The sequence below is a fragment of the Paenibacillus woosongensis genome (assembly GCF_030122845.1).
GTDB lineage: Bacteria > Bacillota > Bacilli > Paenibacillales > Paenibacillaceae > Fontibacillus > Fontibacillus woosongensis_A.
Genome location: NZ_CP126084.1, coordinates 1,023,682 through 1,036,796, shown reverse-complemented (window position 1 = coordinate 1,036,796; position 13,115 = coordinate 1,023,682). Strand labels below are relative to the sequence as shown.

Here is a 13,115-nt window from a genome sequence, read left to right as displayed (position 1 = left end):
ATTGAATCACATTAGCTTAGCAGCTACAGCCGAACTTCTCTTCGCCTTCAAAATCCGTCCGCGTCGGATAATCATTGTCAAAGCAGGCCATGCACAGGCCGCCCTTATAATCCTTCGCGTTATCCCCTTCCACCGCACTGATCAAGCCTTCGGCGCTTAGAAACTCCAGCGAGTCCGCATTGATCTCCTTGCGGATTTCTTCAATGGACTTCGAGGAAGCAATCAGCTCGGCCCGGCTCGGTGTATCGATGCCGTAGAAGCAGGGGTTTTTGAACGGCGGTGAGGTAATCCGCACATGCACCTCCGTCGCCCCGGCTTCGCGCAGCAGATTGACGATCCGGCGCGATGTCGTCCCGCGGACGATCGAATCGTCGATCATGACAACACGCTTGCCTTCAACCACCCGGCGCACGGCGCTCAGCTTCATCTTCACGCCCTGCTCGCGCAGCTCCTGGCTCGGCTGGATGAAGGTGCGTCCCGTATATTTATTTTTGATCAGGCCAAGCTCGTAAGGAATGCCCGTCTGCTCGGCGTAGCCAATGGCCGCGGAAATACTGGAATCCGGCACCCCGGTTACGACGTCGGCATCAACGAACGATTCCTGTGCCATGACCTGGCCCATCCGTTTGCGGGCCGCATGCATATTAGAGCCGTTCATATCGCTGTCCGGACGGGAAAAGTAGATATACTCCATAGCGCACAGCGCCTTGCGCTGAGGCTGCGCATAACGGTCCTCATGCACGCCTTCCGCATCCAGCACCAGCATTTCACCCGGTAAAATATCACGGATCGACTCCGCTCCGACCACCTCGAACGCGCAGGTCTCCGAAGAGAACAGATAGGCGTCGCCAAGTCGGCCCATCGTGAGCGGGCGAAGCCCGTGCGGATCGCTGGCGATAATCATTTTATCATTCGTCAGCAGCATGAACGCGAATCCCCCGACCAATTGCGCGAGCGCGTCCCTTGCCGCCTCGACGAAATCCTTCGGCGAGCGGGCGATCAGATGCGCGATCACTTCGGTATCACTCGTCGTCTGGAAGATGGAGCCGCTCTGTTCCAATTGATGACGGATTTGCGGAGCATTGACGATGTTGCCGTTCGTGGCTACCGCGAGATCTCCGTCCCGGTACTTGAATATAAGCGGCTGCGCGTTCATCAGGCTGCTGTCGCCATTTGTGGAATAGCGGACATGCCCGATGGAACGGCTGCCATGGAGCGAAGCGAGCAGGTCCCGGTCGAACACTTCCTTCACCAGCCCCATGCCGCGATGGTAATTGAACTCATTGCCGTTCGTGACACAGATGCCCGCGCTCTCTTCCCCCCGGTGCTGCAGCGCATGCAGGCCGTAGTAGGACAAAGAGGCGGCTTCAGGGTGACCGAACACCCCGAAAACGCCGCATTCCTCTTTTAACGTGTCAAAAATATCGCTCTTGCCTGTTCCTTGATTATAATAGTCTCCTGTCCAAAGCCCTTGCGGAATTATTGCATCAGACATGGAATTACATCCTCCCAGACCTGCTTCAGCTCGCTTACCGGTCTAGCCAGCACGGAGCGGGCATTCACAGAAATCTCCAGTTTGTCGCCCGTGACTTGACCGATCTTTTGAACCGGAACGCCGTAGGACGCGATCAATTGCTCAAGCTCAGCAGCCTTGTCTGGCGCAGCCGATAACAAAATGCGGGATTGCGATTCACTGAATAGAGCAAAGTCAGGACGAAGCTCTGTCGCAAAATCGACTTTTGCGCCTAGGCCGCCGCTGATGCAGGATTCGGCCAAAGCTACGGCCAGACCGCCTTCGGACAAATCGTGTGCAGATTGCACAAGCCCTTTCTGAATCGCGGCCAGCACGCCGTCCAGCAGTTTTTTCTCCACATTCAGATCCAGCGCCGGCGGGCGTCCTTCTGTCACGCCATGAACTACTGCCTGGAACTCGCTGCCGCCCAGTTCAGCGTATGTCTCGCCGAGCAGGAATACGACATCGCCCTCAGCCTTGAAGCCTTGCGTTGTAATGTGATCTGTATCGTGCACAAGACCGACCATACCGACGACAGGCGTCGGATAAATTGCGCCTTTGGCATTCTCATTGTACAAGCTGACGTTACCGCCGATGACCGGCGCATTCAGCACGCGGCAGGCTTCGGCCATGCCGTCAACCGCTTTTTCCATCTGCCAGAAAATATCCGGCTTCTCCGGGCTTCCGAAGTTCAGGTTGTCCGTAATTGCCAGCGGCTCGGCTCCCGAGCAAACGACGTTGCGCGCCGCTTCGCTGACTGCGATGCGTCCGCCCACTTCAGGATCGAGGTACACGAACCGTCCGTTGCAGTCCGTCGTCATGGCCAGTCCCTTGCGCGTGCCGCGGATCGTCACGACCGCCGCGTCAGAACCCGGCTGAACCGCCGTGCTGGTGCGAACCATGTAATCGTATTGGTTATATACCCACGCTTTGCTCGCTACGGAAGGGGAGGACAATACTTTGTCCAGCGCCCCGTTCAAATCCGTCACTTCGTCATAGCGCTGCGTATCTACATTTGCATTTTCTTCATAATAAGCAGGTACAGCGGATGGCTTGTTGTAAATCGGACATTCGTCCACAAGCGCCGTCACCGGCATATCGCCCACGACTTCCCCATGATGGATCAGTCTGAGGCGTCCGTCGTCGGTCACTTTACCGACTTTGGCGCAGATTACGCCCCAACGCTCGAAAATTTCCATCGCTTGAGCTTCATCCTTCGGCTCCACGACGAACAGCATGCGTTCTTGAGATTCGGAGAGCATCATTTCATACGATGTCATGCCCTCTTCGCGTTGTGGAACCTCATCCAGGTACAGCTCCAGACCGTTCCCCGCCTTACTTGCCATCTCCGCGCTGGAGCAGGTCAGTCCTGCCGCGCCCATATCCTGAATACCCAAAACGATGCCGGAATCGATCAGCTCGAGACAAGCTTCCATAACCAGCTTCTCCATAAATGGATCGCCGACCTGTACCGCCGTCCGCTTCGATTCGGACTCCTCCGTCAGCTCCTCGGATGCAAAGGTTGCCCCGTGGATGCCGTCGCGGCCTGTCGGAGGACCCACGTAGAATACCGGGTTGCCTACGCCTTTCGCTACGCCGCGCTGGATTTTGTCATGATCGATCAGGCCTACGCACATCGCGTTAACGAGCGGGTTGCCTTCATAAGCTTCATCGAACACCACTTCGCCGCCGACGGTCGGAATGCCGATGCAGTTGCCGTAGCCCGCGATCCCGGAGACAACATGCTCGAACAAGTATTTCACGCGGTCGCTCTCCAGCTTGCCGAAGCGCAGGGAGTTCAGCAGTGCCACCGGTCTTGCGCCCATCGAGAAAATATCGCGGATAATGCCGCCCACGCCTGTCGCCGCGCCTTGGTAAGGCTCAACCGCGGAAGGGTGGTTATGGCTTTCGATTTTGAAGACGACCGCCTGGTTGTCGCCGATGTCGACGATACCGGCGCCTTCGCCCGGCCCCATCAGGACGCGTGGTCCGTCGGTCGGGAATCTGCGAAGCAGCGGTTTGGAATTTTTATAGGCACAGTGCTCGGACCACATGACGCTGAATACGCCGATTTCGGTGTAGTTCGGTTTACGCCCTAGAAATCCGCAGATCAGCTCGTACTCACTGTCGGACACACCCATCTGTTTGTAAATTTGCTGTTCAGCGATTTGCTCTGCATTTGGTTCCTTAGCGGACACTTGCTGACTCATGCCGATCCCTCCAAGCCTTTAATATCGATGTAAACATGCGTTTTCCGTCCTCAGACCCCAGCAGGCTGTCCACCGCACGCTCAGGGTGCGGCATCATGCCGACGACGTTGCCGCGTTCATTGGAAACTCCCGCAATGTCGTCTACGGAGCCATTTGGATTATCTACATAACGGAAAATAATTTGATTGTTCGCCTTCAATTGCGCGTGCGTCTCTTCATCACAATAGTAGTTCCCCTCGCCATGAGCGATCGGAATATGAATTTCTTCGCCCTTCTGGTATTGGGTCGTGAACGGATTGTCGTTGTTCTCTACGCGAAGAACAGTATCATGACAGCGGAATTTCAGCGACGTATTGCGGCGCAGCGTGCCAGGCAGCAGCCCCGCCTCGGTCAGAATCTGGAATCCGTTGCAGATGCCAAGAATATATTTACCTTGTTCGGCGGCTTTAGCGACCTCGGCCATCACCGGAGCAAATCTCGCAATCGCTCCGCAGCGCAGATAGTCGCCGTAAGAGAATCCGCCCGGAACTAGGATGCAATCATAAGCGGAAAGATCTGTGGCGGTATGCCACACATAATCGACTGGCTCGCCTAATGTGTCTTCAACGGCTTTGTAGCAGTCGATGTCACAGTTGGAACCGGGAAATACGAGTACTGCGAATTTCATGGATTAGCCCTCCAATTCAAAGCGGTAATCTTCAACGACCGTGTTGGCCAGCAGCTTTTCGCACATTTCTTTGACGCGGGCTTCCGCCTCGTTGCGATCATTTGTATCGAGCTGCAGCTCCAGATATTTACCGATGCGGACACTTTCAACCTCTGCAAATCCCATGGAATGCAGTGCACCTTGAACGGCAACCCCCTGCGGATCAAGTACGCTTTGCTTGATGGTGACATAAACGGACGCTTTAATCATATTCCTCGTGTTCCTCCTAAAAAATAATAATGAATGATCATAGTTATGGTGCTGCTGGTATTACTAGTGTTGCTAGTGCTGCTATATATAGTGAAAGCATTGCTGCTTTACTCCCGTTAAAAATACTTCAAAATAACCGTTCGCCCGTCAGGCGGGCATAAATGTCAAGGTAACGCCGGGCCGTCTCATCAACGACCGAAGGGGGCAATGGCGCCGGCCTGCTGTTCTTGTCCCAGCCGGAGCCAGCCAAATAAGTTCGTACAGGCTCTTTATCCATGCTGTCGATATCCGTGTCGAGCGCGTAATTTTCCTTGGCCCAGAAGCGCGCGGCGTCCGGGGTGAAAATTTCGTCGATCAGGATCAGCTCGCCGTCCACGGTGCCGAATTCCAGCTTGCAGTCCGCGAGGATGATTCCCCGCTCATCGCAATACCGCCGCGCGAACTCGTACAATTCGAGGCTCCGGCTGCGCAGCTGCTCAGCCAGATCCGTTCCGACCAGCCCCGCCATCCGTTCAAAGGAAATATCCTCGTCATGGCCGACATCGTTCTTTGCAGCAGGCGTAAAAATCGGCCCTGGCAGCTTGGCGTTCTTCCGCAGACCTTCCGGCAGCTTCGTGCCGTTAATCTCGCCGGTTGCTTCATACTGCCTCCAGCCGCTGCCCGTTACGTAACCGCGCACAACGCATTCAATAGGAATCCGCTCCGCTTTCCGGGCCACCATAATCCGATCCTTCAGCAGGTGCTTGTGCTCCGGCTTCACCGCATCGCCAAGGCGATCTATATCGGTATGGATGACATGATTGCCAATCAGTCCGCCGGTTAGCGAGAACCAATGGGCGCTTAAGCGGTTGAGCACATTGCCCTTGTCCGGCACGGCCGGCTCGAGCACGTAATCGAAAGCGGAAATGCGATCCGTCACCACGATCAGGAAGTGCTCCCCCAAATCGTACAGCTCGCGGACTTTGCCTTTATACAGCAGCGGCGCATTCACCAGCTCCACTGCGGTTGAAATTGCTTGTGATGCCATTGTTCCAGCCCCTCCCGCTTCGTAGTTATTCAGACAATCCGAGCTTGCGGAAAATCGTGTCTACATGCTTCAAGTGCCAGGACGAATCAAAAGCATCCTCAATATCTTCTTTGCTTAGAACGGCCGTAATTTCCGGCGTCTCCTCGATCAGCTCGCGGAACTGGCGCTGCGTCTCCCAGGCCTGCATCGCCCGGGGCTGAACCGTGTCGTAAGCCTGCTCGCGGCTGAAGCCTTTGTCGATCAGCTTCGTCATCACGCGTCCGGAGAACGGAACGCCGAACGTGCGGCTCATGTTGCGCTTCATATTCTCTGGGAAGACCGTCAAGTTCTTCACGATATTGCCGAAGCGGTTCAGCATGTAGTTGAGCAGCATCGTAGCATCCGGCAGAATGACGCGTTCGACCGAGGAATGCGAGATATCGCGCTCATGCCACAGCGTCACGTTCTCGTAAGCGGACACCATATGGCCGCGGATGACGCGGGACAAACCGGAAATGTTCTCGCTGCCGATCGGGTTGCGCTTGTGCGGCATCGCTGAGGAGCCCTTTTGGCCTTTGGCAAAGGCTTCCTCGACTTCCCGGAACTCGCTCTTCTGCAGAGCGCGGACTTCGGTCGCAAATTTATCGAGCGATGTCGCGATCAGCGCCAGCGTCGCCATGTATTCGGCATGGCGGTCGCGCTGCAGCGTCTGCGTCGAAATCGGCGCCGGCTTCGTGCCCAGCTTCTTGCAGACGTATTCCTCGACAAACGGGTCGATATTCGCATAAGTGCCAACGGCGCCGGAGATTTTGCCGAACTGGACGCCGTCTGCGGCCCGGCGGAACCGTTCCAGGTTCCTTTTCATTTCCTCATGCCACAAGGCCATCTTCAGACCGAACGTCGTCGGCTCCGCATGTACGCCATGGGTACGGCCCATCATCGGTGTATTCTTGTAGGCAATGGCTTTTTCACGGAGGATTTCGATGAAGTTCACAATATCTTGTTCGAGTATCTCATTCGCTTGTTTCAGCAGATAACCTAGAGCGGTATCCACAACGTCTGTGGAGGTCAGGCCGTAATGCACCCATTTGCGTTCTGCTCCCAGGCTTTCCGATACGGCTCGGGTAAACGCGATCACATCATGGCGGGTCTCCTGCTCGATTTCGTAAATGCGGTCCATATCGAAGGAGGCATTCTGACGCAGCAGTGCTGCGTCCTCTTTCGGAATAACCCCGAGTTCAGCCCAAGCCTCGCACGCGCAGATTTCCACTTCCAGCCACGCTTTGAACTTGTTCTCCTCGGTCCAGATCGCTCTCATTTCGGGTCTGCTGTAACGTTCGATCATATGAGTTGATTCCTCCAAATTGTAGTTTGCTGTATAAAATCAACCGCGTCCTGAACATCGCTGCACAGCACGTTGACATGTCCCATTTTTCGTTTGGCGGCCGATCCGGCCTTACCGTACAAATGCACCTTCGGCACAACGTTCGCCAATGCGGTGCTGCCTGCTTCAACTCCGCCCCAGCGTCCCGTCGCGACGGCTTCCGTTACAGCTTCGACATGCTCACCAAGCACATTCACCATAACGACCGGCGTGAGCAGCTTCGCCTCGCCGAGCGGCAAATTGCAGACCGCCCGGACATGCTGCTCGAATTGCGACGTTATGCAGGCCTCCATCGTATAATGCCCCGAATTATGCGGGCGCGGCGCCAGCTCGTTCACGTAGATCCGTCCGTCCCCGGTCAGGAACATCTCGACGGCGAGGAGGCCGACGGCTTCCATCGACTCCGCAATCCGTGAAGCGAGCCGTTCCGCTTCGCGCTGTACTTCCTGATCGATTCTCGCCGGCACGATGGAGGCATGCAGAATATTATCGACGTGAATATTCTCCGCTACCGGGAATGTTCGGATTTCGCCGCGCGGGCTGCGGGCTGCAATGACGGACAATTCCTTCACGAAGGGTATGAATTGCTCCAGCACGAGCTCGGTGCCCGCTTTGCTCAGCTCAGCATAAGCAGGGCCGATTTCCGCTTCCGAGCGGATCACCCATTGGCCTTTGCCGTCGTAGCCGCCGGTTGCCGTCTTCAGCACGCTAGGGATGCCCAGCCGCGCTACGGCCTCGCGCAGCTCCTGCTCGCTGCCAATCTCCGCGTAGGGAGCCACCGCAGCTCCCGCCGCTTCAACGGCCCGCTTCTCGCGCAGGCGGTGCTGCGTCGTATAGAGCAGCCGGCTACCCTGCGGCACGTGCGACAGCTCCTCAAGCAGCGCTGCCACTCCGGCGTCCACGTTTTCAAATTCGTACGTGATGACGTCCGACCGCTCTGCCAGCTTCTTCGCCGCTTCCTGATCGTCATAGCCGGCGACGATCTGCTCGGCTACTTGTCCGCATGGCGAATGCGGCGTCGGATCGAGCGTAACGAACCGGTAACCGAGGTTCGTCCCTGCCAGCGTCATCATCCGCCCCAGCTGTCCGCCGCCAAGTACGCCGATGGTCGAACCCGGCGGGATTACTTTTTCCGAGTGCTTGGTCTGCTCAGATCCATGAATCTCGCCTTTATCCAGAGTGCCATTTCCTGTGTGAGAGGTCTGATTCATTACTTGATCTCCCCCAGGTCAGCCGAACTGGCCAGCACTTCTTCGCGAATCCGATCACGGCGCTCCTGTACGCGAGACGCCACTGCCGGATCAAATGCTCCAATCATTTGCGCTGCCAGCAATCCGGCGTTAATCGCGCCAGCTTTGCCGATCGCCACCGTTGCCACCGGAATTCCGCCCGGCATTTGCACGATGGAGAGCAGGGAGTCGAGTCCGTTCAAAGCGGCCGATTTCACTGGCACGCCAATTACGGGAAGCACCGTCTTCGACGCGACCATCCCCGGCAAATGCGCAGCTCCTCCGGCACCGGCGATAATGACCTTCAATCCGCGGCCTGCCGCCTGCTCCGCGAACTCGAACATCAAGTCCGGCGTGCGGTGTGCGGATACCACCTGCTTCTCGTAAGGTATTTGAAGCTCCTCCAAAACGGCGCAAGCATGGGACATCGTCTCCCAATCCGATGTGCTGCCCATGATTACTGCCACCTGTGCCTGTGCTGACATGCCTCGTCCCACTCCTTCAATCCAAATATTTGGTTACTTCTAACTGGTCATTTTCTATGCGTTTATTCCCTCTTGCTCCGGCTATAGCAGCTAAGCCCATTAAAAAAGTCCGGAACATTCTGGAAATAACAAGTATTTACAGATTCCCGGACCACGAGTGAATACATCTCAATACAGAACGTAAATATCCAAATCATAGAGCTGATCAGCTCTAACATTCTGCGATCAAACAAAAATAGATGTATTCCGCTCGTAGTCCGAAAATTTACGGTTTTCAGGTAGAGACTTCCGGGCCATATCCCCGGATTTATACGAGTTCACAACAAGTTCAAAACATATTGACGGCTTCTCCCCCGTCCTCTATCAGTGTAACAATCCCGGATAGCTCATGTCAACTCAAACACGAACATTAATAATACTGTAAAAGGGAATGTTCGTTTTTTGGCATTATCCAACCCGCTGGATCGGCGAATAGATGGGTTTGCTTTGTCCCACTTTGACAATCACGTTGCGAGATTCGCTTACTAGGTCCCTTTGGTTAATCGCTAACGGACAAGAGATTCGCTATTTGCCCTCTTTGGCCAAAATAGTCTTGCTAACGGACACAGAAGACCTTATTTACCAAAAACCTATCCGATAATTGAACTTTTTAACGATATAGCTTCTCCTGTGTCCGTTAGCTCCACAACCCCCCTGCATTTTGGACAAATAGCGCCTTCTGTGTCCGTTAGCGTTAGCACCGAGCTAGCTAGGCAAATTGCAATCGTCAATTTCCACTATTAAGCGCCTAAACATGAAACTAGCAACTAACGAGCTTCAAAGTACATAAGGCTCTTCATTGTCAGAATCATATCTCAGTTGCTAAACAAAAAAGAGTGCCCCTACCACTAAGGACACTCTCTCCATATATACTTATTTAACCACCATCACAGGCACCTGGGCATGCTGAACAACATTATGGCTGACGCTGCCAAGCACGAATTCGCGGATTCCTCCGAGGCCGCGGCTGCCGATGATGATAAGGTCGTTATTATGCTTCTTCACGTAATCCAGAATAACTTCAGCCGGTGCTCCCTGAATTAATTCAACCTTGCCCTTCACGCCTGCGGCTTGCAGGCGGTTCCTTGCTTCCTCCGCCGTCTTCTCCGCCAGTTCATAGAAATCCTGGTTCACAGAAGCAGGTACGGGAGCGTAGCCCTCCGCAACGTAGAAACGCGGAAAATCAAACACATGCAGTACTTCAAGGGTGGCCTCCGGCGATAATTTCACCAGTTCAATCGCTTTATCCAGCGCCTTGGTAGCCGCCTTCGAACCATCATAAGCTGCAACGATTTTGTTAAATAACATAAGTCAGCACCTCTCCTTGTCTAGTTAATAATTACAAGTGAAGCGAGATCGTGCAATAAACTCTACTTAAATTAAATAACCCTTAGAATAAAAAATAACCCAGCAGCACCGCATTCAGCAACAGCAACAGCGGAATGCCGACCCGGAAGCTGGCATGCTTCGTTTTGTGCCGCTTCACGTTCATGGCCGTCAGCACACCGAGCGAACCCCCGATGGCTGCCAAGAGAAACAATGTCCGCTCAGGAATCCGATCGCGCCTCTGACGGGCACGGCGTTTATCGTCGGCCATCACCAGGTACGAAACTACATTAATGACAAGAAACCAGAGCAGCAGCCCGGATCTCATGCTCACCGCCCCCATCTTCGTCTGACTTTGGCAACTTGTTTCCCTTACCTCTATTATAACGCTAACCGAAAAAATACAAAAGGCTCCCTCTAGGGGAGCTCTACTTAAGCTTTATGTGCCTGCTCGTATAGAAAAGCTGCGAAACTGTTCTGATTGAAAGACTGCTGCATGTTTTGCAAGAAAACAACCAGCTCCACATCTGCTTCACATCTTCGGGACCTCGTTTAAGCTGGGCGGCCTCTTCGCCTGCTTCTTCAACTTAGGCTCTATTGCTTCTTCCATTATGCTGGATTTATTCTGCTGATCTTTAATTTTCGTTGATTTGTGATGGGGCATGCTCATCACCTCCCATTCTTAGGATTCCGAGCATGCCGCCGTTTTATGCGGAGGCTAGCGTAAGGTTCTTACTTGTTCTTGTTCTCCATGGCCGCCTTCAGCAGTTCTCCCAGGTTGGAGCCGATGGATTCCTGCTTCTTCGTGTACTGGCTTACGAGCCGCTTCTCCTCCCGCTTGTTCATGCGTTTAGGATCATTATTGCCTAGCGTTTCCGTAATGCCGCAAGGCAGACATTGAACATAGCGCCCCGCTTTGCCCTCCTTCAATTCCATTTTCTTATGGCACTGTGGACAACGGCGGTTGGACAGACGCTTCTCGCCAGAACGGCGGTAGCCGCAATCCTCGCTTGGGCAGACGAGCATCAGCCCGCGCCCCGTCTTCTTCTCCAGAAGGCGGGTTCCGCAATCCGGGCAATGGCTGTTGGAGACGTTATGCGGCTTGTAGGTCGCCTCGCTGTTCTTCACGCCGGATACGAGCCCTTGGGCCATGTCCCGGATTCCCTCCAGGAACGGACCTGGCTTGCCCTGCCCGCGAGCAATTCGCTCCAGCTCGGCCTCCCATTTCGCCGTCAGGTCCGGCGAGCGCAGATCGCTCGGGGCCAGCTCGATCAACTGCTTGCCCTTGCCGGTCGGATGCAGCAGGTTGCCCTGCCGCTCAATCGTATCCGAGCTGACCAGCTTCTCGATAATATCCGCGCGGGTCGCCGGCGTGCCTAGACCGTGCTTCTCCATTTGCGTGAGCAAAGCCGCTTCGCTGTACCGCTTCGGCGGCAGTGTGCGGCCGCCCTGAATACGGCAGCGCTTCACGGTTACACTCTCGCCTTCCTTCAGCTCCGGAAGCAGCGTGCCGCTGCCTTCCAGCGAATCCTCGTCCTCCTCGTCTTCGTCAACCGCCTGACCGTCATAGACGGCCCGCCAGCCGCTGTCCTTCATCGTCGTGCCTTTGGCATGCAGAGTCTCCCCGGCCACCTCCAAAGTAACGGCGACCTGATCGAAGCGGGCCGCCGGATAGAACAGGCTGATGAACCGTCTTACGATGAGATCGTACAATTTGCGCTCCTCTGTAGTAAGCGTATTTAACAGCACCGTCTGCTCCGTCGGAATGATCGCGTGATGATCGGTGACCTTGCTGTCATCGATGATCCGTTTGCTCAAAGGAAGCGGCTTGCGCAGCAGCGCTCTGGCCAGCGGAGCGTATGGGCCGACGGCCACGCTCGTCAGTCTCTCCTTGAGCGTATCCTGCATGTCGGACGTCAAATAACGCGAGTCCGTTCGCGGATAAGTCACGAGCTTATGCTGCTCGTACAGCCGCTGCAGTACATTGGACGTCTGCTTGGCGGAAAACCCGAGCAGGCGGTTTGCATCCCGCTGCAGCTCTGTCAAATCATAAGCCAAAGGATGCGGAACGTTCTTCTCGCTCTTTTTCAGCTTTACGATTTTACCGCTGCGGCCATCGAGCTTCCCTTGAAGCTGCTTCACCTTCTCCGGATCAAAAATCCGGGAATCGTTATTCGCCCCCCGCCATACCGCTTCGAACGAGCCCAGGTCGGCGCGCAGCGTGCTGTATTCCTCCGAGCGGAAGGAGAGGATCTCCCTTTCCCGCTGCATAATCATACCCAGCGTCGGCGTCTGCACCCGTCCCGCGGATAGCGGTGACCCGAATTTGGTCGTAAGCGCCCGGGTCACGTTCAGTCCGATCATCCAGTCTGCTTCCGCCCGGCATCTTGCCGACTGATACAGCCGATCGTATTGATTTCCCGGCTTAAGCGACGCAAAGCCTTCCTTGATCGCTTTATCGGTCTGCGAAGAAATCCACAGCCGCTGAAACGGCTTGTTCCATTTGGCCATGTCCATGATCCATCTGGCGAGCAGTTCCCCTTCGCGCGCAGCATCCGTCGCAATGATCAGGGATTGGATATCCTGTCTTCTCATCAGCTGCTGCACCGCCTTAAACTGATGGCTGCTCTCCCGCAGCACCTTCAGCTTCATTTTGTCAGGCAAAATCGGCAGATCCTCCAAGGCCCAGGTTCGAAATTTGGCGTCATAATCCTCCGGCTCGGCTAACCCGACCAAATGGCCCAGCGCCCAGGTCACGACGTATTTCGGTCCTTCCAAATGGCTCTTATGCTTATCGCGGCAGCCCATCACTCGCGCAATTTCCCGCGCTACGGACGGCTTCTCCGCCAATACTAATGTTTTCATGAGTTCACTGATGCACTCCTTTCAGAGTTCATTATAACATCTGCAGGAGCGCGTAACTATTCATTAAGCTTAGGATCCGGACAACGCTCCCTTCGTAAAGATAAATAAGAATTATTTGACAAACAGGCTGTACAACGGAGCT

Annotated in this window: 11 protein-coding genes and 1 riboswitch; all 11 genes read right to left on the bottom strand. The window is 54.9% G+C overall.

The window, feature by feature from the left end; all coding sequences use genetic code 11:
- Positions 1–16: 16 nt before the first annotated feature.
- The 11 genes from purF to QNH46_RS04485 all read right to left on the bottom strand — a co-directional run bounded on the left by purF (position 17) and on the right by QNH46_RS04485 (position 12,973).
- On the bottom strand, positions 17–1,495 hold the full coding sequence (gene purF / locus QNH46_RS04535; protein WP_283927104.1) for an amidophosphoribosyltransferase: 1,479 nt from the start codon (positions 1,493–1,495) through the stop codon (positions 17–19).
- A complete protein-coding gene (gene purL / locus QNH46_RS04530; protein ID WP_283927103.1) occupies positions 1,480–3,723 on the bottom strand; it encodes a phosphoribosylformylglycinamidine synthase subunit PurL in 2,244 nt (747 codons plus the stop codon). The genes purF and purL overlap by 16 nt, the downstream gene beginning before the upstream one ends.
- A complete protein-coding gene (purQ, locus tag QNH46_RS04525; protein WP_055109703.1) occupies positions 3,701–4,390 on the bottom strand; it encodes a phosphoribosylformylglycinamidine synthase subunit PurQ in 690 nt (229 codons plus the stop codon). Before purQ ends, purL begins: the two co-directional genes overlap by 23 nt.
- Before the next feature lie 3 nt (positions 4,391–4,393).
- On the bottom strand, positions 4,394–4,639 hold the full coding sequence (gene purS, locus QNH46_RS04520; protein ID WP_055109705.1) for a phosphoribosylformylglycinamidine synthase subunit PurS: 246 nt from the start codon (positions 4,637–4,639) through the stop codon (positions 4,394–4,396).
- A gap of 127 nt (positions 4,640–4,766) precedes the next feature.
- Positions 4,767–5,666: a phosphoribosylaminoimidazolesuccinocarboxamide synthase gene (locus QNH46_RS04515; RefSeq protein WP_283927102.1), complete on the bottom strand. Its 900-nt coding sequence runs from the start codon at positions 5,664–5,666 to the stop codon at positions 4,767–4,769.
- A 25-nt stretch (positions 5,667–5,691) separates the two neighbouring features.
- Positions 5,692–6,990, bottom strand: coding sequence for an adenylosuccinate lyase (purB, locus tag QNH46_RS04510; RefSeq protein ID WP_283927101.1), 1,299 nt, complete (start codon positions 6,988–6,990; stop codon positions 5,692–5,694).
- Positions 6,987–8,240: a 5-(carboxyamino)imidazole ribonucleotide synthase gene (purK, locus tag QNH46_RS04505; protein ID WP_283927100.1), complete on the bottom strand. Its 1,254-nt coding sequence runs from the start codon at positions 8,238–8,240 to the stop codon at positions 6,987–6,989. The genes purB and purK overlap by 4 nt, the downstream gene beginning before the upstream one ends.
- Positions 8,240–8,743 (bottom strand): 5-(carboxyamino)imidazole ribonucleotide mutase, encoded by a 504-nt coding sequence (gene purE / locus QNH46_RS04500; protein ID WP_283927099.1) that lies wholly within the window; start codon positions 8,741–8,743, stop codon positions 8,240–8,242. The genes purK and purE overlap by 1 nt, the downstream gene beginning before the upstream one ends.
- A gap of 233 nt (positions 8,744–8,976) precedes the next feature.
- Positions 8,977–9,078, bottom strand: a riboswitch (purine riboswitch).
- Between the two features lie 577 nt (positions 9,079–9,655).
- On the bottom strand, positions 9,656–10,090 hold the full coding sequence (locus QNH46_RS04495) for a universal stress protein (RefSeq protein WP_283927098.1): 435 nt from the start codon (positions 10,088–10,090) through the stop codon (positions 9,656–9,658).
- Between the two features lie 82 nt (positions 10,091–10,172).
- Positions 10,173–10,436 carry a DUF1294 domain-containing protein gene (locus tag QNH46_RS04490; protein WP_283927097.1) on the bottom strand — a complete coding sequence of 88 codons (264 nt, stop codon included), beginning with the start codon at positions 10,434–10,436 and terminating at the stop codon, positions 10,173–10,175.
- A 404-nt stretch (positions 10,437–10,840) separates the two neighbouring features.
- Positions 10,841–12,973: a DNA topoisomerase III gene (locus QNH46_RS04485; protein WP_283927096.1), complete on the bottom strand. Its 2,133-nt coding sequence runs from the start codon at positions 12,971–12,973 to the stop codon at positions 10,841–10,843.
- Between the last annotated feature and the right edge of the window lie 142 nt (positions 12,974–13,115).